17 protein-coding genes and 1 pseudogene are annotated in these 24,762 nt (G+C 75.9%); 12 read left to right on the top strand and 6 right to left on the bottom strand.

Features of this window, described 5'->3' with window-relative positions:
- Positions 1–53: 53 nt before the first annotated feature.
- From ACZ6J5_RS33355 to mug, 3 genes are all read left to right on the top strand, one after another.
- Positions 54–842 carry an SGNH/GDSL hydrolase family protein gene (locus tag ACZ6J5_RS33355; protein WP_469397675.1) on the top strand — a complete coding sequence of 263 codons (789 nt, stop codon included), beginning with the start codon at positions 54–56 and terminating at the stop codon, positions 840–842.
- Positions 843–915: 73 nt separating this feature from the next.
- Positions 916–2,358 (top strand): adenylosuccinate lyase, encoded by a 1,443-nt coding sequence (purB, locus tag ACZ6J5_RS33360; protein WP_469397676.1) that lies wholly within the window; start codon positions 916–918, stop codon positions 2,356–2,358.
- Between the two features lie 62 nt (positions 2,359–2,420).
- The gene (gene mug / locus ACZ6J5_RS33365) at positions 2,421–2,930 is read left to right on the top strand and encodes a G/U mismatch-specific DNA glycosylase (RefSeq protein WP_469397677.1); all 510 of its coding nucleotides are present in this window, start codon (positions 2,421–2,423) and stop codon (positions 2,928–2,930) included.
- A gap of 18 nt (positions 2,931–2,948) precedes the next feature.
- Here the strand turns inward: mug and ACZ6J5_RS33370 are convergent, their stop codons facing one another.
- Complete coding sequence (locus ACZ6J5_RS33370; RefSeq protein WP_469397678.1) at positions 2,949–3,320, bottom strand: hypothetical protein; 372 nt, start codon at positions 3,318–3,320, stop codon at positions 2,949–2,951.
- Between the two features lie 144 nt (positions 3,321–3,464).
- Between ACZ6J5_RS33370 and ACZ6J5_RS33375 the strand changes: the two genes are divergently transcribed.
- A complete protein-coding gene (locus ACZ6J5_RS33375; RefSeq protein WP_469397679.1) occupies positions 3,465–4,622 on the top strand; it encodes an ROK family transcriptional regulator in 1,158 nt (385 codons plus the stop codon).
- Positions 4,623–4,732: 110 nt separating this feature from the next.
- Here ACZ6J5_RS33375 and ACZ6J5_RS33380 read toward each other — a convergent pair whose 3' ends face one another.
- Together ACZ6J5_RS33380 and sigJ are read right to left on the bottom strand one after the other, a co-directional pair.
- Complete coding sequence (locus ACZ6J5_RS33380) at positions 4,733–5,473, bottom strand: GntR family transcriptional regulator (RefSeq protein WP_469397680.1); 741 nt, start codon at positions 5,471–5,473, stop codon at positions 4,733–4,735.
- A 259-nt stretch (positions 5,474–5,732) separates the two neighbouring features.
- Entirely contained in the window at positions 5,733–6,644 is a 912-nt protein-coding gene (gene sigJ, locus ACZ6J5_RS33385; protein WP_469397681.1) for an RNA polymerase sigma factor SigJ, read from the bottom strand.
- 106 nt (positions 6,645–6,750) lie between these two features.
- On the opposite strand from sigJ, the gene ACZ6J5_RS33390 reads away from it, so the two are divergent.
- Positions 6,751–7,587, top strand: coding sequence for an alpha/beta fold hydrolase (locus tag ACZ6J5_RS33390; RefSeq protein WP_469397682.1), 837 nt, complete (start codon positions 6,751–6,753; stop codon positions 7,585–7,587).
- Between the two features lie 207 nt (positions 7,588–7,794).
- Here the strand turns inward: ACZ6J5_RS33390 and ACZ6J5_RS33395 are convergent.
- Positions 7,795–8,640: pseudogene (locus tag ACZ6J5_RS33395) on the bottom strand (EamA family transporter); the annotation flags it as partial.
- On the opposite strand from ACZ6J5_RS33395, the gene pdxR reads away from it, so the two are divergent.
- The 7 genes from pdxR to ACZ6J5_RS33430 all read left to right on the top strand — a co-directional run bounded on the left by pdxR (position 8,631) and on the right by ACZ6J5_RS33430 (position 20,528).
- Entirely contained in the window at positions 8,631–10,109 is a 1,479-nt protein-coding gene (gene pdxR / locus ACZ6J5_RS33400) for a MocR-like pyridoxine biosynthesis transcription factor PdxR (protein WP_469397683.1), read from the top strand. The pseudogene ACZ6J5_RS33395 and the gene pdxR overlap by 10 nt on opposite strands.
- 262 nt (positions 10,110–10,371) lie before the next feature.
- The gene (locus ACZ6J5_RS33405) at positions 10,372–11,964 is read left to right on the top strand and encodes an alkaline phosphatase D family protein (protein ID WP_469397684.1); all 1,593 of its coding nucleotides are present in this window, start codon (positions 10,372–10,374) and stop codon (positions 11,962–11,964) included.
- Between the two features lie 59 nt (positions 11,965–12,023).
- Positions 12,024–13,412 carry an SWIM zinc finger family protein gene (locus ACZ6J5_RS33410; protein ID WP_469397685.1) on the top strand — a complete coding sequence of 463 codons (1,389 nt, stop codon included), beginning with the start codon at positions 12,024–12,026 and terminating at the stop codon, positions 13,410–13,412.
- Positions 13,413–13,480: 68 nt separating this feature from the next.
- Positions 13,481–16,216: a DUF7824 domain-containing protein gene (locus ACZ6J5_RS33415; RefSeq protein WP_469397686.1), complete on the top strand. Its 2,736-nt coding sequence runs from the start codon at positions 13,481–13,483 to the stop codon at positions 16,214–16,216.
- Positions 16,217–16,322: 106 nt separating this feature from the next.
- Positions 16,323–17,738 (top strand): GNAT family N-acetyltransferase, encoded by a 1,416-nt coding sequence (locus ACZ6J5_RS33420; RefSeq protein WP_469397716.1) that lies wholly within the window; start codon positions 16,323–16,325, stop codon positions 17,736–17,738.
- Positions 17,739–18,271: 533 nt separating this feature from the next.
- Positions 18,272–19,990, top strand: coding sequence for a DUF885 domain-containing protein (locus ACZ6J5_RS33425; RefSeq protein WP_469397687.1), 1,719 nt, complete (start codon positions 18,272–18,274; stop codon positions 19,988–19,990).
- A gap of 88 nt (positions 19,991–20,078) precedes the next feature.
- Positions 20,079–20,528, top strand: a complete 450-nt coding sequence (locus ACZ6J5_RS33430) for an Lrp/AsnC family transcriptional regulator (RefSeq protein ID WP_362471633.1) — start codon at positions 20,079–20,081, stop codon at positions 20,526–20,528.
- On the opposite strand, the gene ACZ6J5_RS33435 is transcribed toward ACZ6J5_RS33430, so the two are convergent.
- Together ACZ6J5_RS33435 and ACZ6J5_RS33440 are read right to left on the bottom strand one after the other, a co-directional pair.
- Complete coding sequence (locus ACZ6J5_RS33435; protein WP_469397688.1) at positions 20,518–23,565, bottom strand: AAA family ATPase; 3,048 nt, start codon at positions 23,563–23,565, stop codon at positions 20,518–20,520. The two genes, ACZ6J5_RS33430 and ACZ6J5_RS33435, sit on opposite strands and share 11 nt — an antisense overlap.
- Positions 23,562–24,734: an exonuclease SbcCD subunit D gene (locus ACZ6J5_RS33440; RefSeq protein ID WP_469397689.1), complete on the bottom strand. Its 1,173-nt coding sequence runs from the start codon at positions 24,732–24,734 to the stop codon at positions 23,562–23,564. Before ACZ6J5_RS33440 ends, ACZ6J5_RS33435 begins: the two co-directional genes overlap by 4 nt.
- Positions 24,735–24,762: the final 28 nt, after the last annotated feature.

Here is a 24,762-nt window from a genome sequence, read left to right on the forward strand (position 1 = left end):
TCCCAGGTCCTCCCGGCCCCCGCGTCCATACCGCGCGGTACGATCGCTGGGCCATGGACATCAATGCCACGTACACCAGTCTCGTCGCCGTGGGCGACAGCTTCACCGAGGGTATGTCGGACCGGAAGCCCGACGGTTCCTACCGGGGGTGGGCCGACGTCCTGGCGGGCCGGCTGGCCGCCCGCTCCCCCGGCTTCCGCTACGCCAATCTGGCGGTGCGCGGCAAGCTGATCGGCCAGATCGTCGAGGAGCAGGTCGACACCGCGGCCTCGATGAAGGCCGATGTCGTCACCCTCGTCGGCGGGCTCAACGACACCCTGCGCCCGAAGTGCGACATGGGCCGGGTGCGCGGGCTGCTCGGCGAGGCCGTGGAGCGGCTCGCCCCGTCCTGCGGCCACCTGGTCCTGATGCGCAGCCCCGGCCGCGACGGCCCGGTGATGCAGCGCTTCCGCCCGCGCATGGAGGAGCTCTTCGCGTACGTGGACGAGCTCGCCGCCCGGCACGGCGCCCTGGTGGTGGACCTGTACGGGGCCCCGGCGCTGGGCGACCCGCGCCTGTGGGACGTGGACCGGCTGCACCTGACGCCCGAGGGGCACCGGCGGGTCGCGGAGGCGGTCTGGCAGACCCTGGGCCTGCCGCCCGAGGACGACTGGCGCGCCCCGCTGCCGCCCCAGGCGCCGCCCGGCTGGGCCGCGCGCCGGACCGCCGACGCGCGCTTCGCCAAGGAGCACCTGGTGCCGTGGATCGGGCGGCGGCTCACCGGCCGCTCCTCCGGGGACGGCCTCCCGCCCAAGCGCCCGGAGCTGCTGCCGTACGAGGCGACGGCGGGCCGGACGGAGTGACGCGCGTCTCGTAGCAAGCTCCAGCCGCCACCCTGGCGCCGACCTGCACAAACCGCCAGTAGAATCGGTGCACGTGACTGCTGTGACTGCGAAGCCCCGCATCCCCAACGTCCTGGCCGGCCGCTACGCCTCCGCGGAGCTCGCCGGCCTCTGGTCCCCCGAGCAGAAGGTGAAGCTGGAGCGCCGGCTGTGGCTGGCCGTGCTGCGTGCCCAGAAGGACCTCGGGATCGAGGTTCCGGACGCGGCCCTCGCCGACTACGAGCGCGTGCTCGACCAGGTCGACCTCGGCTCCATCGCCGAGCGCGAGAAGGTCACCCGGCACGACGTGAAGGCCCGCATCGAGGAGTTCAACGCCCTCGCCGGCCACGAGCACGTCCACAAGGGCATGACCTCCCGTGACCTCACGGAGAACGTCGAGCAGCTCCAGATCCGCCTCTCCCTGGAGCTCATGCGCGACCGTACCGTGGCCGTGCTGGCCCGGCTCGGCAAGCTCTCCGCCGAGTACGCGGAGCTGGTCATGGCGGGCCGCTCGCACAACGTCGCCGCCCAGGCCACCACCCTCGGCAAGCGCTTCGCGACCGCCGCCGACGAGCTGCTGGCCGCCTACGCGCGCCTGGAGGACCTGCTCGGCCGCTACCCGCTGCGCGGGATCAAGGGCCCGGTCGGCACCGCCCAGGACATGCTCGACCTGCTCGGCGGCGACGCCTCGAAGCTGGCCGACCTGGAGCGGCGGATCGCCGGGCACCTCGGCTTCGCGCACGCCTTCACCTCGGTGGGCCAGGTCTACCCGCGCTCGCTCGACTACGACGTGGTCACCACCCTGGTGCAGCTGGCCGCCGCCCCGTCCTCGATCGCCAAGACGATCCGCCTGATGGCGGGCCACGAGCTGGTGACCGAGGGCTTCAAGCCCGGTCAGGTCGGCTCCTCGGCGATGCCGCACAAGATGAACACCCGCTCCTGCGAGCGCGTCAACGGCCTCATGGTCATCCTGCGCGGCTACGCGTCGATGACCGGCGAGCTGGCGGGCGACCAGTGGAACGAGGGCGACGTCTCCTGCTCGGTGGTGCGCCGGGTGGCCCTGCCGGACGCGTTCTTCGCCTTCGACGGCCTGCTGGAGACCTTCCTGACCGTCCTCGACGAGTTCGGCGCCTTCCCCGCGGTCATCGCCCGCGAGCTGGACCGCTACCTGCCCTTCCTGGCCACCACCAAGGTCCTCATGGGCGCCGTGCGCGCCGGGGTCGGCCGCGAGGTCGCCCACGAGGTCATCAAGGAGCACGCGGTCGCCTCCGCCCTCGCCATGCGCGAGCAGGGCGCCGAGCGCAACGAGCTGCTGGACAAGCTGGCCGCCGACGAGCGGATCCCGCTGGACCGGGAGCGGCTGGACGCGCTGATGGCCGACAAGCTGTCCTTCACCGGTGCCGCCGCCGACCAGGTCGCCACCGTCGTCTCCCGTATCGAGGAGATCGCCAAGCAGCACCCGGAGGCCGCCGGCTACACCCCCGGGTCGATCCTCTGACCGGAACCCCCCGGTTCTCCGCCGAGGAGCTCCAGGCCGCCCGCGACCGCGTCGTCCCCGACGTGGCCGAGGGCGGCCTTTCGGTGCTCCTGTGCGGGATCAACCCGGGGCTGATGACGGCCGCGACGGGCCACCACTTCGCCCGCCCCGGCAACCGCTTCTGGCCGGTGCTGCACCTGTCCGGTCTCACCCCGCGGCGGCTCGCCCCGGCGGAGCAGGACGAGCTCCTCGCGTACGGCCTCGGCATCACCAACGTGGTGGCGCGGGCGACCGCGCGGGCCGACGAGCTGAGCGCCGAGGAGTACCGGGAGGGCGGCCGGATCCTCACGGAGAAGGTGGAGCGGCTGGCGCCGCGCTGGCTGGCGGTCGTCGGGGTCACCGCGTACCGCACGGCCTTCGGGGAGAAGAAGGCGGCGATCGGTCCGCAGGAGCGGACGATCGGCGCGACGCGGATCTGGGCGCTGCCCAACCCGAGCGGGCTGAACGCGCACTGGACGGCCGAGTCGATGGCGGAGGAGTTCGCCCGGCTCCGCGAGGCGGCGGGGCTGCCGGACCGGCGCACGGCCGGATGAACCGGGGCCCGGGGCCGCTCATGGCGGGTCCACCTCGGTGACGCAGACGAGCAGGGCGGGCGCCTCCCCCTCGGCGCCCGTCACGCCGAGGGCGATCCAGCGGCCCCCGGTCCGCCACAGCTCGACGTCCGGCACGGCGGCACTCAGCAGGTCCCACGGCTCGGGCAGCGGCTCACCGCGCTCGGCGCGCAGCGCCAGGGTGCCGAGGCCGAGGCGGTCGGGCGGGCCCCAGCGGGCGGCGAGCAGCCCGGCGAGGGCGGTGCGCTCCGCCTCCGCCTGCCCGGCGTCGGCGGGGACCGCGGTGGCTAACTCGGCCACGTGGTGGGCGCGGTCGCCGAAGGGGCGGTCGCGCAGCAGGTCGAGGGCGGCGAGGTGCCGGTCCAGGCTCATGGGTCCAGTAAAGCGGCGGACACTGACAGCCGACGCTCCGTCAGCCGCCCGGCGTCCGGTTCGGGGACGAACGCCACTCGCCGTGCCCGTGCCCCATTGAGTAACATCCGGGCAAAGAAGGCGCACGAGCTGGGAGGACACACGGTGGGGCGGCTGACCGGCGGGGACCCGTCGCTGCTGCGGCGGATCAACTCCGCGGTGGTACTCCATGCGCTGCGGGGCTCCGACGCGCTCACACTCACGGATCTGACCCGGGTCACCGGGCTCTCCCGGCCGACGGTCGAGGGCGTGACCGAGGGGCTGATCGAGGGCGGTCTGGTCGTCGAGGCGGCGCCCGAGGAGGGCGAGGCGCGACGGCAGGGGCGGCCGGCCCGGAGGTTCCGCTTCCGGGCGGAGGCCGGGCATCTGCTGGGCGTCGAGATCGGCCCGCACCGGGTCGCCGCGCTCATCTCCGGCCTGGACGGGCGGATCATCGGCGCGGGCGCCCGCGAGGTGTCCGAGACGGCCCCCGAGGACGAACGGCTCGACCGGGTGCGGACGGTGGTCGCCGACGTGCTGCGCAGGACCGGGGTGCCCCGGTCCAATCTGCGGGCGGTCGGCGTGGGCACGCCGGGGATCGTCGAGGCCGACGGCACGGTCCGGCTCGGCACCGCGCTGCCCGGCTGGACGGGCCTGGCGCTCGGCGAGCGGCTGCGGCGCTCGTTCCGCTGTCCGGTGATCGTGGAGAACGACGCCAACGCGGCGGCGGTCGCCGAGCACTGGAAGGGCGCGGCGACCGACTCCGACGACATCGTCTTCGTCCTCGCGGGCCTGAGCCCCGGCGCCGGTTCGCTGATCGGCGGGCGGCTGCACCGGGGGTACGGCGGGGCCGCCGGCGAGATCGGGGCGCTGCACCTGCTGGGCCGGGGCGTCACCCCCGAGCACCTGCTGTCCACCACCGACGAGCCGCTGCACCCGCTGGACGAGCAGGCGGTGGCCGAGGTGTTCGCGCTGGCCCGGCAGGGCGACGCGCGGGCCGGGGCGGCCGTGGAGCGGTTCATCCAGCGCCTGGTGCACGACGTGGCGGCGCTGGTGCTCGCGCTCGACCCGGAGCTGGTGGTGATCGGCGGCTGGGCGGCCGGTCTGGACGGGGTGCTGCAGCCGCTGCGCGAGGAGCTGGCCCGCTTCTGCCTGCGCCCGCCGCGCGTGGTGCTGTCGATGCTGGGCGAGGCGGCGGTGGGCACGGGCGCGCTGCGGCTGGCGCTCGACCACGTGGAGGAGCAGTTGTTCGCCGTGGACGGCACGGTGTCGGCCCGCCGCTGAGGCGGGCCCCACGGCGCCGGGCCCGGGTCCGGCGCCGTGGGGACGGCGGCCGGATCCGGGCCCGGTGGTGCGCGCGGGTGCGTGCGCGCGGTGGTGCGGGGGCGGCGGGGTCAGGAGGCCATGACCAGGTCTCCGGAGTCGCCGAAGGTGAGCTTGCAGGTGTCCGCGCGGTACGTGGCGACGGAGACGGCGGCGGTGCCGCCCCCCGACAGGTAGCGGGTGGTGACGACGAGGACGGGAGCGCCCGGCAGGCGGTCCAACTCCCGGGCGTCGTCGGCGCGCGCGGAGCCGAGCTCGACGGAGCGGTCCTGCCCGTCGAGGGCGAGGCGCTGGAGCTCGCGGAGCACGGAGCGGGCGCGGTCGACGCCGCCGGGCACGTCCACGGCACCGAGTCCGGGGACCGAGCCGGACGGCACGTACAGCAGCTCGGCGGCGACCGGCTGGCCCTCGGTGACGCGCAGCCGGCGCACCACGTGCACCGGCTCGTCGGCGGTGATCTCCAGGAGACGGGCGACGGCGGCGGGCGCCGTGCCGGCGGCGGAGTCGAGGGACTGCCAGGTGTCCTCGCCGACTCCGGGCCAGGTGTGCTGGGCGGTGGAGACGTCCACCCCGACCCGGGGCGGGGCGACGGTGGTGCCGACGCCCCGGCGGCGCTGCAGGCGTCCCTCCAGCTCCAGCTGCTCCAGCGCCTGCCGGAGCGTGGCGCGCGCGACGCCGAAACGAGCGGCCAGTTCACGCTCGTTGGGAAGGATCTCCCCGACCGCGAAGTCCGAGTCGAGGGCTTCGCCGATCACGGTCTTGAGGTGCCAGTACTTCGGCTCCGGCACTGATTCCAGCTGCGTGGTCCCCACCCTGATCCTCCGCACATTCGCCGTGTCCCGCGGCGGTTTTCCGCGCCCTTGTTTATTAAAGGTTCCTGCACTAACTCTGCGACCATAAGCCGCCTCACACCCTTGGTCAAGACCAATCCTCCGCCGAAGAACCCCGAATGTGGCCCTCTGACCTAGATCGTTCACAGGACGTTCGCGTGTTGGAGAAGCCCCGGCAGCAAAACGGACCGCCCCGGACCGTTTTCGGGGTCCGGGGCGGGTCGGCCGGGGCTCGCGGGTGTCAGTCGAGGGTGAGGCCCCGGAGCTTGTCGGGGTTGCGCAGGATGTAGACGCAGGCGATCCGGCCGTCCCGGACGTCGATCTGGAAGACGCTGTCGACCTCGCCGCCGACCAGGGCGATCAGCGCCGGGCCGCCGTTGACCTCGGCGAAGCGGAAGCCGAATTCCTCCTGGGCGCCCAGGGAGATCGCGACGAGGAAGCGGCCGATCTTGTCGGCGGTCTCCATGATCCGCAGCGGGGCCTTGGACTTGCCGCCGCTGTCCCCGACGAGCCGGGCGTCGGGGGCGAGCAGGGAGAGCAGCCCTTCGAGGTCGCCGCTGGACGCGGCGGCGAGGAACCGCTCGGTGAGATCGCGCCGTTGGGCCGGATCCACGTCGTAGCGGGGTCTGCCCTCGTCGACGTGCCGCCGGGCGCGCCCGGCGAGCTGGCGGACAGCCGCCTCGCCGCGGTCGAGGATGGCGGCGATCTCGGCGAAGGGGAAGCCGAAGGCCTCCCGCAGCACGAAGACCGCGCGCTCCAGCGGGGACAGGGACTCCAGGACGACCAGGAGCGCGAGGGAGACGGAGTCGGAGAGCAGCGCGCGCTCGGCCGTGTCGGGCACGGTGGGGCCGAAGTCGGTGACGATCGGCTCGGGCAGCCAGGGGCCGACGTAGGACTCGCGGCGGGACTGGACGTGGCGGAGCCGGTCGATGGCGAGCCGGGTGGTGATCCGGACGAGGAAGGCGCGGGGCTCGCGCACCTCGGAGCGGTCGTCGGCGGACCAGCGCAGCCACGCCTCCTGGACCACGTCCTCGGCGTCGGCGGCCCGGCCGAGCATCCGGTAGGCGACGCCGGTGAGCATCGGGCGGTGTTCTTCGAAGAGATCGGTCGGGTCGGTGAGGATGTCGGTCGGCACGGCTCCATCCCAGCTCACGCGTCGGACGCTGTCCAGTTCGGCTTCCGGTCTTGAACTCGACCCTACCCACGGGTAATTGTTGCTGACAGGGTGTCTCACGGGTTTCCCACGACAGGAGCAGCCGATGACCGCACAGATCACCTTCCCCGTGGAGTCGCCCGGCGGGCCGCGCCCGGTGACGGTCGCGTACGAGCGCCGGGGACGCGGCGAGCCACTGCTGCTGCTCCACGGGATCGGGCACCACTGGCAGGCCTGGGAGCCGGTGTTCGACGTGCTGGCCACCGAGCGGGACGTCGTCGCGATCGACCTGCCCGGCTTCGGCACCTCCCCCGCGCTGCCCGAGGGACACGGCTACGACCTGGACACCGTCGTGCCGGTGCTCGGCGCCTTCTGCGCGGCCCTCGGCCTCGACCGGCCGCACGTGGCGGGCAACTCGCTCGGCGGCCTGCTCGCCCTGGAGCTCGGCCGGGAGAAGCTGGTGCGCTCGGTGACCGCGCTCTCCCCGGCCGGCTTCTGGTCGGAGGCCGAGCGGCGCTACGCCTTCGCGACCCTGCGCGCGATGCGGGCCGCCGCGCTCGCGATGCCCTTCCCGCTGATCGAGCGCCTGTCCCGGAGCGCGGCCGGCCGCGCCGCCCTCACCAGCACCATCTACGCGCGCCCCGGGCGCCGTTCACCCGAGGCGGCCGTCGCCGAGACGCTCGCGCTGCGCGCCGCGACCGGCTTCCACCAGACCCTCGCGGCCGGCCGGACCGTGCTCTTCGCCGACGACGTCCCCGCCCTGCCGGTCACCGTCGCCTGGGGCACCCGCGACCGGCTGCTCCTCCGTCGCCAGGGCGTCCGCGCCAAGCGGACCCTGCCCGGCGCGCGCCTGGTCCGGCTGCCCGGCTGCGGCCACGTCCCCATGAACGACGACCCGGCCCTGGTCGCGCGGGTGATCCTCGACGGCAGCCGCACCGTCTGAGCCCGCGCGGGAGAGGCCGCCCGCGCCCGCGCGGGAGGGCGCGTCCTGGCTCGCGCGAGAGGGAGCGTCCTCGCTCATGCGGGAGGGCGCGTTCCGGCTCGCGCGGGAGGGCGCGTCCCGGCCCTCGCGGGAGAACAGGCCCGTGCCCAAGGCCGCCCCGGCTCCCACGAGGAGGCCGCCGGCGGCCTGGGGCAGGCCGAACGAGCCGTGGGAGACCGCGACGGCGGTCAGCGCGGCGGCCACCGGGATCGCTCCCGTATAGAGCGTGGCCCTCTCCATGCCGATGCGCTGGACGCCCATGTAGAAGAGGACGAAGCCGACGACGGTCGCCAGCACCGCCTGCCACACCAGGGCCCCCGTCTCGACCGAGGTCGGCACCCGCAGGAAGGCGGTGCCGTCGACGGCGAGGCCGGTCAGCGCCGACTCCACCGCCGCCACCCCGCAGACGACCGCCGTCAGGAGCTTCGGCCCCAGCGGGCGCAGCACCGGCACCGCGAGCACCGTGAAGCCGACCTCGCCCGCGAGCGCCGCCACCGACCAGCCGAGGCCCGCGAGGTCGGTGCGGCCCCAGCCCTGCACGGTGAAGGCGCCGGCGGCGACCAGGAGCGCGCCGTACAGCACCGGGCGGGCGGGCCTGCGGCCCTCGGTCAGCGGGACCAGGACGGCGACCACGACCGGCGCGCAGCCCACCAGGACGCCGGGCACGGCGGGCTCGGCGGTCCGCTCGGCGGCGAGCACGGCCAGGTTGAAGCCGACCATGCCGACGGCGGCGATCAGGGCCAGCCGCACCCACTGGCGCGCGGTCAGGGCCCGCAGCGGGGCGAGGCCGCCGCGCCCCAGCAGCGGCAGCAGGAGCAGACAGGCGGCGGCGTACCGCAGCGCCTGCCCGCCGGCGTACGGATAGGCCCCCAGCAGGGCGTTGGCGGTGAAGGAAGCCCCGACGAGGGCGTAGGCGACGGTCACCAGGACGGCGCCGCGCAACGAGTCGACGTTCATGGTCCCGACGGTAGGAAGCGGCGCTCTCCGCATTAAGGTCCACTTCCATGACGCCATCGGGGACCACTTGGGAGGACGGCCCGGCCGAGGCCGCCGGGACGGCGCAGCCCGCCTGGGAGCTGCTCCTCCCGGCGGCGGGGGCCCCCGCGCGCGGGCGCGGGCGGGCACTCCAGGAGGCGCTGCGCGAGGCGGTCCGCGCCAGGCGGCTGGCCCCGGGCACCCGGCTGCCGTCGAGCCGCGCCCTCGCCGCCGACCTCGGCGTCTCGCGCGGTCTGGTGACCGAGGTGTACGAACAGCTCGTCGCCGAGGGCTATCTGCGCAGCGACCGGGGCTCGGGCACCTGGGTGGGCGGCGCGGCGCGCTCGGCCGCGCCGGGCGTACGGGACCCGGCGCGGCGCGCCCCGGGAGTTCCGGAGGTCCGCGTGGACTTCCGCGCCGGGACGCCCGACCTGGCGCTGTTCCCGCGTGCCGCGTGGGGCGCGGCGCAGCGGGCGGTGCTGTCGGAGCTGGCCCACCGCGGGCTCGGCTACCCGGACCCGCGCGGGCTGCCGGAGCTGCGCGCCGCGCTCGCCGCGCTCCTCGCGCGCAGGCGCGGGGTGGTGGCCGGCCCCGAGCGCCTGGTGGTGTGCTCGGGGGTGGCGCAGGCGACGACGCTGCTCGGCTTCGTGCTGCGGTCGCGCGGGCTGCGTACCGTGGGTGTCGAGGACCCCGGCAGCCAGGAGCACGCCCGGCTGTTCGCCTCCACGGGGCTGGACACGCTCTGGCTGCCGGTCGACGGGGAGGGTCTGGAGCCGGGGCCGCTGGCCGCGTCCGGGGTGCGGGCGGTGGTGGCCACGCCCTCGCACCAGTTCCCCTCCGGGATCGCGTACTCGGCGGAGCGGCGGGCCGCGCTGCTGGACTGGGCGCGGGCGGTGGACGGCTACGTCCTGGAGGACGACTACGACGGCGACTTCCGCTACGACCGGGCCCCGGTGGGGGCGCTCCAGGGGCTCGACCCGGAGCGGGTGGCCTACGCGGGCTCGGTGAGCAAGTCGCTCGCGCCGGGGCTGCGGCTGGGCTGGATGCTGGCGCCGGAGGCGCTGCTCGACGAGGTGGTGGAGCGCAAGCGGACCATGGACCTCGGCAATCCGGCCCTGGACCAGGCGGTCCTCGCCCGCTTCGTCGCCGACGGCGGCTACGACCGGCAGCTCCGCCGCTGCCAGCGCGCCTACCGGGAGCGGCGGGACGCCCTGGTCGCGGCGCTGGAGCGGTACTTCCCCGGCAGCCGGGTGAGCGGCATCGCGGCCGGCCTCCACGTCATCGCCCGGCTCCCCGAGGAGCACGGCCCCACCGGCCGCTTCCTGGAGCGCGCCCGGGCGGCCGGGGTGGCCGTCCGCCCGCTGGCCGACTACGGCACGCGCCGCCCGCCGGACGGCGCCGTCCGCCTGGTCCTCGGCTACGCCCATCTGACCCCCGGCGAGATCGCGCGCGGGGTGGGGCTCTTGGCGAGGGGGCCACGGGACGGGACCACGGCCGAGGGCGGCTGACAGGGACCGACAGGGACCGACAGGAACCGACAGGAACTGACGGGGACTGACGGGAACTGACGGGGACTGACGGGGACTGACGGGGACTGACGGGGACTGACGGGAACTGATGGCGGCTGTGAGCCGGCGGTGGCTGACGGCGGCTCACCTCCGGGGCCGATCCCCTCCCCGTACCGTTGTTCACACGGGGTTCGACTGTGCGCCGTCCCCGGACGCTAGGCATGGGGGCGTCCCCTTCCGCACGGTCCCCGGAGGCGCTCCGATGTCGCACCCCACGCCCGCTCCCTCGCCCGCACGCCGTACGGTGCTGCGCGGATCGCTCGCCGCCTCGGCCGCCGCGTTCGCCGTCGGCGGGGGCGCGTTCGCGAGCCCGGCGCTCGCGCTCTCCGGGCGCCCGTCGGCCGCGTGGGGCGTGCAGGCCGGTGACGTGACGGCGAACTCGGGCCTCGTGTGGGTCCGTTCGGACCGGCCCGCGCGGATGGTCGTGGAGACCTCGGCCGGGGAGTCCTTCCGGCGGGTCCGCCGCCACTACGGGCCGCTGATCGGCCCCGGTACCGACTTCACCGGCACCACCTCGCTGCGCGGGCTGCCGGCGGGCGAGCAGATCCACTACCGGGTCACCCTCGCGGACCCCGACGACCCGCGCCGCACGGGCGCGCCGGTGACCGGCACCTTCCGCACCGCGCCCGAACGGCGCCGGGACGGCGTGCGGTTCCTCTGGTCCGGCGACATCGCCGGGCAGGGCTGGGGCATCAACCCGGACATCGGCGGCTTTCGCGCCTACGAGGAGATGCGCCGGCTCGACCCGGACTTCTTCCTGTGCAGCGGCGACACCATCTACGCCGACGGGGTCATCCAGCCCAGCGTCACCCTCCCCGACGGGCGGATCTGGCGGAACGTCACCACGCCCGAGAAGGCGAAGGTCGCCGAGACCCTCGACGAGTACCGGGGCAACTTCCGCTACAACCTCCTCGACCACAACGTGCGCGCCTTCAACGCACAGGTGCCGTCGATCGTGCAGTGGGACGACCACGAGGTGCGCAACAACTGGTACCCCGGACAGATCCTGGACGACGCCCGCTACACCGAGAAGAGCGTCGACGTGCTCGCGGCCCGCGCCTCCCGGGCCTTCGCGGAGTACTTCCCCGTCTCCACCCTGCACGCGCGCGGCACCGAGCGCCGGATGCACCGGGTGGTGCGGTACGGGCCGCTGCTCGACGTGTTCGTGCTGGACATGCGCTCGTACCGCAACGCCAACTCGCCGGGCCGGCAGGCCGACGACACCACCGGCATCCTCGGCGCGGAGCAACTGGAGTGGCTGAAGCGGGAGCTGAGCCGTTCGCGCGCGGTGTGGAAGGTGCTCGCGGCGGACATGCCGCTGGGCCTCGTGGTCACGGACGGCGCCACCGACTTCGAGGCGGTCGCGCAGGGCGACCCGGGCGCGCCGCTCGGCCGCGAGCTGCAGATCGCCGAGCTGCTCCGATTCATCAAGCACCGCAGGATCACCGGCACGCTCTGGCTGACGGCGGACGTGCACTACACCTCGGCGCAGCACTACGCGCCGGAGCGCGCCGCCTTCCAGGACTTCGCGCCCTTCTGGGAGTTCGTCTCCGGGCCGCTGGCGGCGGGCGGCTTCCCGGCCAACAGCCTCGACGCGACCTTCGGGCCCGAGCGGGTCTTCGTACGGGCCCCGGAGCGGGCCAACCTGTCGCCGATGGAGAGCCCGCAGTACTTCGGCGAGGTGGACATCGACGGCGACAGCGGGGAACTGACGGTCCGCCTGCGCGCCGAGGGCGGCACGGTGCTGTTCAGCACGGTCCTCCAGCCGGGCCGGGTCGGGCAGCAACTCCGGTAGAACCGCAGGCCGGACGGGGACCCGGCCGATTGTCAGTGCCGGGTCCTACGGTTTTTCCCATGACGCGATCCGTACAGGCGCTCGCCTACGCACGCCCTTCCGCACTGGAGTCCGGGGACTCCGGCCGGCTGCTCGGTCTGGAGACCTCGGGGGGTCTCACGCCGCGCGGCGCCGAGGCCCGGCCCCGGTTCTTCGCGGGCTTCCTCAGCTCCCCGCAGATCGCCGCGCGCGGTCTGCTCGCGGTCGCCGACGTGGCCGCCGCCCGCTACTACCAGCGGCTGCGCCCGGCCTCCCTCGACCCGGTGGTCACGGGCAACGGGGACCGGCTGCGGTTCGAGTCCTTCTCGGGCTGCGGCGGGGTGTACGCGCGCCTCGACGTGCTGAGCGCGGGCCTGGACGGCGCGGAGACGGGCCACGGCACGACCAACGTGGACGTGAACAACCCCCTGCGCGAGGCGCTGTCCCGGCTCACCGGCGACGACCCGCTGCATCTGCGGGTCGGCCCCGAGGAGCTGGCGGTCACCACGATGGAGGGGCCCGTCGTGGAGAAGAAGGTGCCGCTGCCGGACCGCTGGCTGCGGGGCTTCGCCGAGGCGCAGGTCGCCTCCGCCGGTTTCGACCTGCGCGCCGAGCTGTCCGGCGCGGAGGCGGTGCGGTTCCTGCGCTCGCTGCCGCGCTCGCGGGCCCGGGGCGCCGCGCCGCTGTGGGTGACGCCCGCCGGCCGGACGCTGCGGCCCACCACGCGGCCGCTGCCGGGCGCCGTCTGCCTGGCCGGTCCGGACCGGCTGGCGGCCCTGGAGCGGGTGCTGCGGCACGCGACGGCGCTGCGGGTGTACGGGCCGGTGCCGGACGGCGCGCCCGCACCGAGCGCCTGGGAGGTCGAGCTGCCCGGGATGCGGCTCACCCTGACGCTGTCGCCGGACCCGGCGCGCGGCTTCTCCGGCGAGGGCGGTGTCCTGGAGGCCCTGGCCACCGACGAGGCGGCCGGGGACGCGGAGCTGGTGTCGGTGCTGCTCGCCTGGGAGCCGCGGATCGACCCGGCCGACCTGGCCGAGCAGGCGGGGCTCTCCGTCGAGCGGGTGCGGGCGGCGCTGACGCGCCTGGGCACGGCCGGGCGCGTGGGGTACGACGTGGCCGACGCGGCCTACTTCCACCGGGAGCTGCCGTACGACGCGGACCGCGCCGAGCGGCACAACCCCCGGCTGGTCGACGCGCGCCGCCTGCTCGCCGAGGGGGCGGTCGCGCTGGACGGCGAGCTCGCCGCGGTCGCCTCCGGGGAGCGGCGCTACCAGGTGCGGGAGTCGGCCGGGGGCCGGCTGCACTGCACCTGCGCCTGGTGGGCGGAGTACCGGGGGCGGCGCGGGCCGTGCAAGCACGCGCTCGCGGTCCGGATGGCCCGGCGCGGCGCGTCCGTCGGCACGCCGGTCGCGGTGGGGGACGCGCGATGACGACGGCGACGGAGCGGAAGCCCGGGACGGACAGCGCGCCGGGGACGGACAGGGGCAGGGGCGGGGACATGGGTACGGAGACAGGGGCGGGTACGGGGATGGCGACGGCGACGGGCCGCACGACGGCCGCGGCGACGGACACCGGAGCGGAGACGGCGGCCGACTTCCACCTGCGGCGGCTGCTCGACGCCGTACGGCAGGGGCGGCAGAAGGACGTGCCCGGACTGCTCGCTCCGCTGGACGCGGCGACGCGCAAGGCGGCGGTGGCGGAGCTGAAGCTGATCCGCAAGGAGGTCCGGGGCTGGGACTGGGGGCGGTGGCGGGAGCAGCAGCGGGTGCGGAGCGCGCTGCGGCTCGCGGGCGCGGGCTGCATCACGGGGGCCGCGGCGGCCGCGGAGTGGATCGGCGGGCGCGAGTTCCTCGGGTGGGGCGACGAGAGCCGTCCCGTGCTCGGGGTGCTGGCGGGCCGTGACCACGCGTGGCTGACGGAGGTCGCCCGGCGGCTGGCCGAGCGCCCCACCGTGGCGGAGGACGAGTATGTGCTGGTCCACGGCCTGGTGCTGCTGACCGGCTGCCCGGCGCCCGCCACCGACGCCTACGTGCGGGGCTGGACGGCGGCGATGAACACCCGTGACCTGGCCGCGAGGCTGCGCGCCGACCCGCAGACACCGGTGCTGGTCGCGCGGCTCCTCGACATGACCGAGACGCCGGGCGCCATCGTCTGGCAGGCCGAGGCCCGCGCCCAGGACCGGAGCGCCACGTGGCCGAGCGCGCTCGCGACGCTCGCGGGCGAGGGGCTGCTCGACCGGGCGGCGCTGGTCGACGCGTGCACGGCCCGGCTGCTGCGCGGCGGCCGGCCGCGCGACCTGCGGCTGCCGCTGGCCGTCCTCCAGGCCGTCGGGACCACCCGCGAGGAGCGGCGGGCCCGGATCCCCGACTGGCTCGGCATGGTGGCCGACGGCCCCTCGCCGGTCGCCGGACACGCCCAGGAGGTGCTGGCGGAGCTCGCCCTGGAGGGGGAGCTGCCGGTGCGGGAGCTGGCGGAGCTGACCGGCTCGGCGCTGTTCCGCACCGAGAAGAAGCTGGTGCGGGCCCAGTTGACGCTGCTGACGAAGGCGCTGCGACGCGATCCGGGGGCGGCGGCCGAGCTGCTGCCGGCGGTGTCGGACGCGTTCGGGCACGAGGACACGGCGATCCAGGAGCGGGCGCTGAAGCTGGTGGGCCGCCATCTGGGCGAGGTCGACGAGCGGGTGCGTGAGGAGCTGGCGGGGGCGGCGGCGCTGCTGAGCCCGGTGCACCGGGCGGCGGCGGCCGGGCTGTTCGGCGCGGACGCGGTCGGCGAGGACGCGCCCTACGAGGAGACGCTGCCGCCCGTGCCGGAGCCGCGCCCCGCGATGCCCCCGGCCGCGTCGGTGGCCGAGCTGATCGAGGACCTGGTCACGGTGGTGCGCCGGCCGGACGAGCCGGAGGAGTTCGAGCGGGCCCTGGACGGCCTGGTGCGCCACGCCTACCGGGACCGGGAGGGGCTGAGGGCGGCGCTGCGCGAGACCTTCGGCGACGCGTACTGGATGACCGGCCCGCACCGGTTCACCCACGGGCCGGACGGGATCACGGTCGTGCTCGCCGCGCTAGCGGACACGGTGACCCTCGGCCGGCTCCACGAGGGGCGCAAGCTGGAGAAGGCGTCGTGCGGGCACCCGGGTCCGGGCGGTGTGGTGGAGGCGCGCCTGTGGGAGGCCGCGTGGCTGGTCTCCGACGGCGCACCGGTGCCCTTCCTGCTGGCGACGCCGACCGCGCACACCGGCGCGATCGACGCGCCGGTCCTGCTGGAGCGGCTGCGGGGGTACCGGGACGCGGGGGCCGAGCCCGCTCCGGTCGACCTCGCGCAGGCGCTGCTGCGGGTGCGGCGGACGGGCCCGGGGACGCGGGAGGCCGCCGAGGGGGCGGCGGTGCTGGGCACCCGCGCGGGCGACCGGCTCGCGGAGTGGCTGACGGCGGACGTCTCGCTCACCCCGGACGTGCGCTTCCTGAGCCGGGGCGCGGACGTCCGGTCCGGGCGGTGGTGGCTGGCGGACCGGCTCGTCGTGTCGTTCCGGGAGCGCCGGGCCATCCGGGAGGAGTTCCCGCCGTCCTTCCGCTGGCTGAGCGGCTCGTCCGGCGAGTCCCGGCACCGCTGCCACCACTGGTGGGGGCAGCAGCCGCACTGGCCGGGCGTGCTGCCGGAGGACCGGGAGGTCCTGGCGGTCTGGCTGCTGCCGGCCGTGGTCAACGGGACCGAGTGGGACACCCAGGGCTCGGCCTGGGGGCTGACGCCGCTCGCCGAGGCCGGCGGGGCGGTCGGCCCCACGGTGCACACGGCGCTCGCGGTGGGGCTGGGCAGCCGCCACACGGAGGACCGGCTCACCACGGTCGACGCGCTCCTGGTGCTGGCCTCCCGTGGCGAGCTGGACGCGGCGCTGCTCGGGCGGCGGCTCGGGGAGCTGCTGGCCGAGGGGACGGTGAAGCCGAACCGGCTGGCGGACGCGGTCCGCACGGGGGCGGCGACCGGGGCGTACGGGACGGTCTGGGCGGTGCTCGCGGAGCTGCTGCCGGGGCTGCTCGCCGCGCCGAAGCCAGCGCGCGGGCTCGGCGAGCTGCTGGCGGTGGCGGCGGAGTGCGTCGAGCGGTGCGGGACCCGAGGGGAGCGGCCGGTGCCGCCCGGCCTGGCGGAGGCGGCGGCGCGGCCGGGATCCTCGCAGGCGGTGACGCAGGCACGGCGGCTGCTGAGCGCACTCGAACAGAAGGGCGATCAGAGCGCGACATAATCGGTCGAAATAAGCCACAAAACCAACAGATCGGCACTTAACCCGTCGGTCACAAAGCGTTCGTGATCACGCAACACCGCTGGGTCACAGTGAGGTCATGGATGCCATGACCCCCCGCGAGAACGCCCGCCCCGTCCACCGCTGGCGGCACGACGTGATCGAGCTGGCCGCGATGTTCACCGCCGTGGTGGTCGCGGACTCGATCGCCAAGACCATCGCCAAGGGCCCCGACGGACCCTACCTGCTGATCTTCTCGGCGATAGCGCTGGTCGCCACCGCCGGCTTCCACACCTGGTGGGCCCGGAGGCACAGCCATGCGCCGCCCGCCGACGATCCCGGCGGCAGCGGGGAGCCCCCGCTGCCGCCGGACGCCGTCCCCGGCACCGCCGGGGCGGCTCCGGTGGCCGGGGCGGCGGACACGGCGCTGTGGCGGATGCGGACCACCGTCCGCGACGCTCCGGGCAGCCTCGCCGCGCTGTGCACGGTGCTCGCCCGCCACGGCGTGGACATCCTGACCCTCCAGACCCACCCGCTCGCCGACGGGACCGTGGACGAGTTCCTGCTGCGGGCCCCCGCGAGCCTCCAGACCGGCGTCCTCACCCGGGCCGTGGCCGCCGCCGGCGGCAGCGACACCTGGACCGAGCGGGCCGACACACACGACCTCGTGGACACCCCGACCCGGGTCCTCGGCCTCGCCGCCCGTACCGCCCTCGATTCGGCCGAACTCCCGCTCGCGCTGCGCCAGCTGCTCGGCCGGTGCACGCTCCACTCCGTCCCCGCCGTCTCCCTCAGCGGACGGCCCAACGGCGAGACCACGCCCGCGGAAGGGGTCCTGGAGGACACCACCATGCGGCTGCGCGACCCCCACGGCGGCACGCTGATCATCGAGCGGCCCTACCTCCCCTTCACCCCCACCGAGTTCGCCCGCGCCCGCGCGCTCGTCGAGCTCGACGCCCGGCTCGGCCCGCGCGTCCCGCGCGCCCACGACGTGCTCACCCTCCCCGAGGGCAACGCGATCACCGTCCGGCGCGCCGACCAGCGCGACCTGCCCGCGGCCCGCGCCATGCACGACCGCTGCTCCGAGCGGACCCTGCGGCTGCGCTACCACGGCCCCGTCGGCGACGCCGACCGCTACCTCGACCACCTGCTCAGCCCCCGCTTCGGCCGCACCCTCGCGGTCCAGACGGCCTCCGGGCGCGTCGTCGCCCTCGGCCACCTGCTCTGGGACGGCGACGAGACCGAGGTCGCCCTGATGGTGGAGGACGACTGGCAGCGGCGCGGCATCGGCGCCGAACTCCTCGGCCGGCTCGTCGCGATGGCCGAGGAGGCGGGCTGCGACAGCGTCTACGCGGTGACCCAGTCCTCCAACACCGGCATGGTCGCCGCCATGCGCGGCCTGAACCTGCCGCTGGACTACCAGATCGAGGAGGGCACCCTGGTCATCACCGCCCGCCTCGCCGGGCGTACGGCCGACCCCCGCCCGACCGCCCTCCACCCCGCCCAGCGGCGCACCGAGCACTGACACCCCGGGCACCCCGCACCGCCGAACCGCCGCCCCGCACCACCGCACCGCCGCACCACCGTCCGGCCCCGGGCCCACCCACGCCCGGGGCCGGACCCATGCCTGCGGCATGCCGTGCCGAAGACATGTTCCGTGCCGTGGGCACGGTCCGCGCCGGGCTCGTCGCGTACGGCTGGATCCGGCCAAACTCGGACGGGCTTCCGGATCTCCTCCACCGCGCCCGGCACAGCCGCTAAGGCGAGGACGCGCCGGTCCGGTCCCGCCGCGCGCCCCGCTCCCGCGCTCGTACCGCCCCCCGCCGCCCCCGGCCCGGCCGGTCCCGCGCCCGCCCCTCGCCGACCCCGCCGACCTGCGGCGTCCCGCCCGGGAGCGGTCCGGACCACCGGCCGGTCCGGACCCTCCGCCACCCCCGCCGCCCGCCCGCCGAGCGGGGCGCGGCCCCCCGCTCCGACCCGCCCCCGGCGTTCAGTTGTCAGCCGTCTGAGATCGATTGAGGGTGACGCGGGGAGCAAGGACGGGCGAGGATGAGCCTCATGCCAGAGACTTCCAGCATCGTGCTTCCCCGCCAGGTCGCCGACGACTACGTCGACGCGCTCATCGAACTCGACCCGATCACCGGTACCTACCTGGGAGTCAAGGAGAGTTCGGGGCGTCTCCCCGACTTCTCCCCCGCCGGCCAGGAGGCCATGGCCGAGCTCGCGCGCCGCACCCTCGCCCTCCTCGACGAGGCCGAGCGGCGGCCCGGCGCCGAGGACGAGGCGGAGCGCCGTTGCGCCCGGCTGCTGCGGGAGCGGCTGGACGCCCAGTTGATCGTGCACGACGCCGACGAGGGCCTGTGCGCGGTGAGCAACCTGCGCTCGCCCGCCCACAGCGTGCGCATCTCCTTCACCGTGCTCCCCACGGAGACGGAGGAGGACTGGGACGCGGTGGCGCGACGGCTGCGGGCCGTTCCCGGTGCTTTCGAGGGCTACCGTGCCTCGCTCGCCCTCGGCCTGGAGCGCGGGATGCTCGGCGGCCCCCGGGCCACCGCCACCTTCATCGGCCAGCTGACCGAGTGGGCGGGCGCGGGCGGCACCGGCGCGGACGGCGCCCCGCACGGCTGGTTCGAGGAGTTCGCCTCCGGCGCTGGCGAGCGCGTCGACAAGGAGCTGCGCGCGGAGCTGGCGGCCGCGGGCGCGGGCGCCGACCTGGCCGTCGCCGCGCTGCGGGACTGGATGCGCGACGTGTACGCCCCGGCCGTGGCCGACGCCCCCGACACCGTGGGCCGCGAGCGCTACCGCCACTGGTCGCGCTTCTTCAACGGCACCGACCTGGACCTCGACCAGGCCTACGCGTACGGCTGGTCCGAGTACCACCGGCTGCTCGGCGAGATGAAGGGCGAGGCCGAGCGGATCCTGCCCGGCGCCGGTCCCTGGGAGGCGCTCGCCCACCTCGACGAGCACGGCACCCACATCGAGGGCGTCGACGAGGTCCAGGCCTGGCTCCAGCAGCTGATGGACGAGGCGATCAAGTCCCTGGACGGCACCCACTTCGAACTCGCCGACCGGGTGCGCCGGGTGGAGTCCCGGATCGCCCCGCCCGGCGGCGCCGCCGCCCCTTACTACACCGGCCCGTCCGAGGACTTCTCCCGCCCCGGCCGCACCTGGCTGCCGGTCGACGGGCAGACCCGCTTCCCCGTGTACGACCTGGTCTCGACCTGGTACCACGAGGGCGTGCCCGGCCATCACCTGCAGATCGCGCAGTGGGCGCACGTCGCCGACCGGCTCTCCCGCTACCAGGCCACCATCGGCAAGGTCAGCGCCAACACCGAGGGCTGGGCGCTGTACGCGGAGCGCCTGATGGACGAGCTCGGCTTCCTCGGCGACGCGGAGCGGCGGCTCGGCTACCTGGACGGCCAGATGATGCGGGCCTGCCGGGTGATCGTCGACATCGGCATGCACCTGCGGCTGGAGATCCCGGCGGACTCCCCCTTCCACCCGGGCGAGGTGTGGACGCCGGAGCTGGCGCAGGAGTTCTTCCAGCGGCACAGCAGCCGGCCGCCGGCCTTCGTGGAGAGCGAGATGACCCGCTATCTGTCGATGCCCGGGCAGGCCATCGGCTACAAGCTGGGCGAGCGCGCCTGGCTGCTCGGCCGGGCCAACGCGCAGGCCGCGCACGGCGACTCCTTCGACGCCAAGGCGTGGCACATGGCCGCCCTGTCGCAGGGTCCGCTCGGCCTGGACGACCTGGTGGACGAGCTGTCGCGGCTCTGAGCGCGATGCGCCGGGCGGACCGTCCACGGCGTGGGAAGTCCCCGGAAGCCGCTTGCGCTCCCGGGGATTTCCCTGCAAGGTCACGCCCATGACCAGCGGATACATCCCGGACGCCACGGACTGGCGGATCCTCGACGCCCTTCAGGAACAGGGCCGGGCCAGCTTCGCCGAGCTCGCCCGCGCGGTGTCCATGTCGGCGTCGGCGGTGACCGAGCGGGTACGGCGGCTGGAGGAGGCCGGCGTCATCGCCGGCTACACGGCGGTGATCGACCAGGAGCGGCTGGGCCTGCCGATCCTGGCCTTCGTCCGGCTGCGCTACCCGCACGGCAACTACAAGCCCTTCCACGACCTCGTCGCGGCGACCCCCGAGATCCTGGAGGCGCACCACGTGACGGGCGACGACTGCTTCGTCCTCAAGGTCGCCACCCGGTCGATGAAGCACCTGGAGGAGATCTCCGGGAAGGTGGGCGCGCTCGGCTCGGTCACCACCAGTGTGGTGTACTCCTCGCCGCTCCCCCGGCGGGCGATCAGCCGCTGAGCGCCTCCGCGCCGGTGCGCAGCCGCACCGCGGAGCCGTGCCGGTCCTTGACGACCTCCAGCTGGGCGGGGACGCGGCGGCGCAGGTCGCCGACGTGGCTGACGATGCCGACGCTGCGGTCCCGTTCGCGCAGCGAGTCCAGGACGTCGAGGACCTCGTCGAGGGTCTGCTCGTCGAGGCTGCCGAAGCCCTCGTCGATGAAGAGGGTGTCGAGCCGCATCCCGCCCGCCTCGTCGGTGACGACGTCGGCGAGGCCGAGGGCGAGCGCGAGGGAGGCGAAGAAGGTCTCGCCGCCGGAGAGGGTGGCGGTGTCCCGCTCGTTGCCCGTCCAGGCGTCCACGACGTGCAGGCCGAGCCCGGCCCGCCGGCCGCCGCTGCGGGCGTCGGAGTGGACCAGGGTGTAGCGGCCGGAGGACATCCGCTGGAGGCGGGCGGTGGCCGCGGCGGCGACCTGTTCGAGGCGGGCGGCCAGCACGTACGACTCCAGGCGCATCTTGCGCTCGTTGTCGGCGGAGGTGCCCGCGGTGAGGGCGGCGAGCCCGGCCACCCGCTCGTACTCCTCGCGCAGCGGCCCGAGCCGACGGGCCTCCGTGTCGGCCTGCCGGGAGAGCCGGGCCAGCTCGGCGCGCCGCTCCCGCACGGCGGCGAGCGCGGCGGCGGCCCCGCGCAGCGCCCGCTCGGCGGTGGCGTGGGCGGCCCCGACGGACGCCGGGTCGGCGGGCGGGAGCGCGGCGGCGGCGGCCGTGGCGGGCTCGGCGAGCCGGTCCGCGACGGCGGCGGCCTCGCCGTCCCAGGTGTCCACCCGCTGCTGGAGTCCGCGCCGGGCGGGCTCGTCGAGGAGGGCGGCGGCGGCCTCGGCCGGGGTGGCGAAGCCGCCCCGGAACGCGGCGTCGGCCAGCCGGTCGTCGGCCTGCTTGAGGGCGGCCGCGGTCTGCTCCGCGGCCCGTACGGTCTCGGTGGCCTCGGTCAGCAGGGCGATGCGCCGCTCCAGGAGCGTGGCGTGCGCGGCGACGCTGCCGGAGGTGCCTCGGCCTCGGGCGAGCTCGTCCTCCAGCTCCGCGTGCTGGCGCTCCAGGGCCTCGCGGCGGGAGGTCCGGCCGGCGGCCCGCCGCTCGGCCTCGCGCTGGGCGGCGCGGCGCTCCTCGCACTCCCGCTCGGCGCGGTCCAGCGCCTCGCGGGCGGCGTGGGTCCGCGCGGCCAGGGCGTGCGCCTCGGCGTGCTCGCGGGTCAGCTCCTCGACGGCGCGGGCGAGTCCGGCGACGCTCGGTCCGTGCTCGGTCCCGCCGCCGGACGGCGCCGCGGTGTCCGTGACGCGGGCCTCCTCGGCCGCCGCGTCCAGGGCCCGGGCGGTGCCCGCGACGGCGGTCTCGGCGGCGGTGCGGGCCTCGTCGGCGCGGGTGTAGGCGGCGTACGCGGCGTCCTCGGCGGCGCGGTCCACGTGGCCGGCGGCGGTGCGGGCGGGGGCCGGGTGGGCGGCGGAGCCGCAGACTTGGCAGGGGGCGCCGGGTTCGAGTGCGGCGGCGAGCTCGGCCGCGATGCCGCGCAGGCGGCGGGACTTGACGTCCAGCCAGCTCTCGTGGGCCGCGTTGCGCCGCTCGCGGGCGGCGGTGAGGCGCTCGCGGGCGACGGCGAGCTCCTGGGTCAGCTCCTCGCGGCGGCGGGCCGCGGCGAGGCGGCGACGGGCCGGGTCGAGCCGTCCGGCGAGGTGCTCGGCGCGGGCCGTGGCGTCCTGGGCGGCCGCCACCCGCCGCTGGAGCTCCGCGCGGCGCGGCTCCCAGCCGGCGAGCCAGGCGGCGGCGTCCTGGAGGGCCTCGTCGTCGGCGCGGGCCTCCCGCTCCAGGGTGGCGCGCTCGGCGGCGAGCTCGGCGGCGCGCAGCTCGGCGCGGCGGGCGGACTCCAGGCCGCCGAGCTCCTCGCGGAGCCGCCGCTCCAGGGCGGAGAGCTGTTCGGCGCCGGCCTCGGCGAGCTCGGCGGGCAGGCCCGCGCGGGCGCGGCCGAGGGCGGCGTCCGCCGTGCGGTGGGCGCGCGCGGCGTCCTCGCGCAGGTCGAGGGCGGGGGCGACGCGGTCGGCCTTGAGGGAGCGGTCCAGGGAGTGCTGCCAGGCGTCCCGCGCGGGGCGGCGGGCGGTGAGCTCCTCCCGGCGGCGGACCGCCTCGGCGTGCCGCCGCTGGCGCTCGGCGAGCTCGCGGGCCGCGTCGAGGGCGGCGCGGGCGGCGGCCTCGCGGCGCTCGGCGGCGGCCAGCCGCAGGCCCGCGATGTCCAGGTGCTCGCGGGCCTCGCTGCGGGCGAGGGCGGCGCGGGTGCGGACGGCTTCGGCCAGGCCGGGCTCGCCGGGGCGCTCCTCGACGCCGGCGGTCCCGTCCCCTGCGGCCTGGGCCATCCGGTGGGAGAGGGCCAGCAGCCGCTCGTCGCCCTCGCGGACCTGGTGTTCGGCGGCGCGGCGCAGCTCGGCGAGGCGGTCCTCGACGGCGGCGAAGCGTCGGGTGTCGAAGAGGCGGCCGAGGAGCCGGCCGCGGGCCTCGGCGTCGGAGCGCAGGAAGCGGGCGAAGTCGCCCTGGGGCAGGAGCACGACCTGGCAGAACTGCTCGCGGCTCATGCCGAGGAGCTGGGTGATCTCCTCGCCGATCTCCTGATGGGAGCGGCTGAGGCCGGTCCATTCGCCGGTCCCGGGGTCGTAGTGGCGGAGCAGGCTCTGGGCCTTCTCGGTGGTGAAGCCGCCGCCACGCTTCTTGGGGCGCTGCTGGGCGGGCCTGCGGGTGATCTCCAGCCGCCGCTCGCCCACGGTGAGGTCGAGGACGACTTCGGTGGGGGTGCCGGCGGGGGCGTGGTCGCTGCGCAGGGTGGTGCCGGGGGTCTGGCGGGCGCCGGGAACGGCCCCGTAGAGCGCGAAGCAGACGGCGTCGAGGACGGAGGTCTTGCCGGCGCCGGTGGGTCCGTGGAGCAGGAAGAGCCCGGCCGCCGACAGGGCGTCGAAGTCGATCTCCTGGGTGGTGCCGAAGGGCCCGAAGGCGGTGAGGGTGAGGCGGTGGAGTCTCACCGGCCGTCCACCTCCTGGTCGGCCGTGTCGGTGCGGACGGCGTCCAGGGCCCCGTGCAGGATGGCCCGCTCGGCGCCGTCGGGGCCGCTGCCGCCGCGGACGTGGGCGACGAAGTCCTCGGCGATCTGGCGGTCGTCACGGCCCTGGAGGCGCAGGGCGTAGGACAGGAGCGGGTCGTCCTCGCCGCGCTCGGGGTCGAAGACCAGGTGGAGCGTGTGCGGGAAGCGCTCGCAGAGGCGGGCCATGGGCTCGGCGGGGCGGACCGGGTCGGTGAGGGTGACTTCGAGCCAGGAGTCCTCGTGGCGGGCGAGCGTGGGGTCGTCGAGCAGCTCGTCGAGGCGGCCCCGGATCCGGGCGAGCGGCCGGGGCACGGGGCAGTCGACGCGCTCGGCGGTCTCGATGGAGCCGTCGGCGCCGAGGTCGACCAGCCACATGGTCTTGCGGTGGCCGGTCTCGGAGAAGGAGTAGGCCAGGGGGGAGCCGGAGTAGCGGATGCGGGGGGTGAGGGCCTGGCTGCCGTGCAGGTGCCCGAGGGCGACGTAGTCGACGCCGTCGAAGACCCCGGCGGGGACGGAGTCGACGCCGCCGACGGTGATGTCGCGCTCGCTGTCGCTGGGCTCGCCGCCCGTGACGAAGGCGTGGGCGAGGACGACGGAGCGGGTGCCCTCGGGGCGGGTGGCGAGGTCGGCGCGGACCCGGTCCATGGCGGCGGAGAGCACCGCTTCGTGATCGGCCTTCTCGGTGCCGAACTCGGCGCGGACCAGAGCCGGTTCCAGGTAGGGCAGGCCGTAGAGGGCGACGTCGCCGTGGGCGTCGGCGAGGACGACGGGGGTGCCGGCGCCGGCCGGGTCGGTGCGCAGGTGGATGCCGGCGCGCTCGATGAGCCCGGCGGCGACGCCGAGGCGTCGGGCCGAGTCGTGGTTGCCGGAGATCATGACGGTCGGCACCCCGGCGTCGGCGAGCCGGTGCAGTGCGGTGTCGAAGAGCCCGACGGCGGAGAGCGGGGGCACGGCGCGGTCGTAGACGTCGCCGGCGACGAGGACGGCGTCCACCTCGCGGTCGAGCGCCGTCGCCACCAGGTGGTCGAGGAACGCGGCCTGGGCGTCGAGCAGGGCGACCCGGTGGAACGCCCGCCCCAGGTGCCAGTCCGACGTGTGCAGAAGCCTCATGATCCCTGAGCGTATCGGTGGGGTGTGA

It is taken from the genome of Streptomyces sp. NPDC042100, assembly GCF_055582325.1.

Coding starts and splice junctions, on each gene's coding strand:
- ACZ6J5_RS33410 (WP_469397685.1), top strand. CDS start 12,024: ATGACGCGATCCGTACAGGCGCTCGCCTACGCACGCCCTTCCGCACTG.
- ACZ6J5_RS33390 (WP_469397682.1), top strand. CDS start 6,751: ATGACCGCACAGATCACCTTCCCCGTGGAGTCGCCCGGCGGGCCGCGC.
- ACZ6J5_RS33430 (WP_362471633.1), top strand. CDS start 20,079: ATGACCAGCGGATACATCCCGGACGCCACGGACTGGCGGATCCTCGAC.
- pdxR (WP_469397683.1), top strand. CDS start 8,631: ATGACGCCATCGGGGACCACTTGGGAGGACGGCCCGGCCGAGGCCGCC.
- ACZ6J5_RS33415 (WP_469397686.1), top strand. CDS start 13,481: ATGGGTACGGAGACAGGGGCGGGTACGGGGATGGCGACGGCGACGGGC.
- ACZ6J5_RS33440 (WP_469397689.1), bottom strand. CDS start 24,734: ATGAGGCTTCTGCACACGTCGGACTGGCACCTGGGGCGGGCGTTCCAC.
- ACZ6J5_RS33370 (WP_469397678.1), bottom strand. CDS start 3,320: ATGAGCCTGGACCGGCACCTCGCCGCCCTCGACCTGCTGCGCGACCGC.
- ACZ6J5_RS33425 (WP_469397687.1), top strand. CDS start 18,272: ATGCCAGAGACTTCCAGCATCGTGCTTCCCCGCCAGGTCGCCGACGAC.
- ACZ6J5_RS33420 (WP_469397716.1), top strand. CDS start 16,323: ATGACCCCCCGCGAGAACGCCCGCCCCGTCCACCGCTGGCGGCACGAC.
- ACZ6J5_RS33405 (WP_469397684.1), top strand. CDS start 10,372: ATGTCGCACCCCACGCCCGCTCCCTCGCCCGCACGCCGTACGGTGCTG.
- ACZ6J5_RS33355 (WP_469397675.1), top strand. CDS start 54: ATGGACATCAATGCCACGTACACCAGTCTCGTCGCCGTGGGCGACAGC.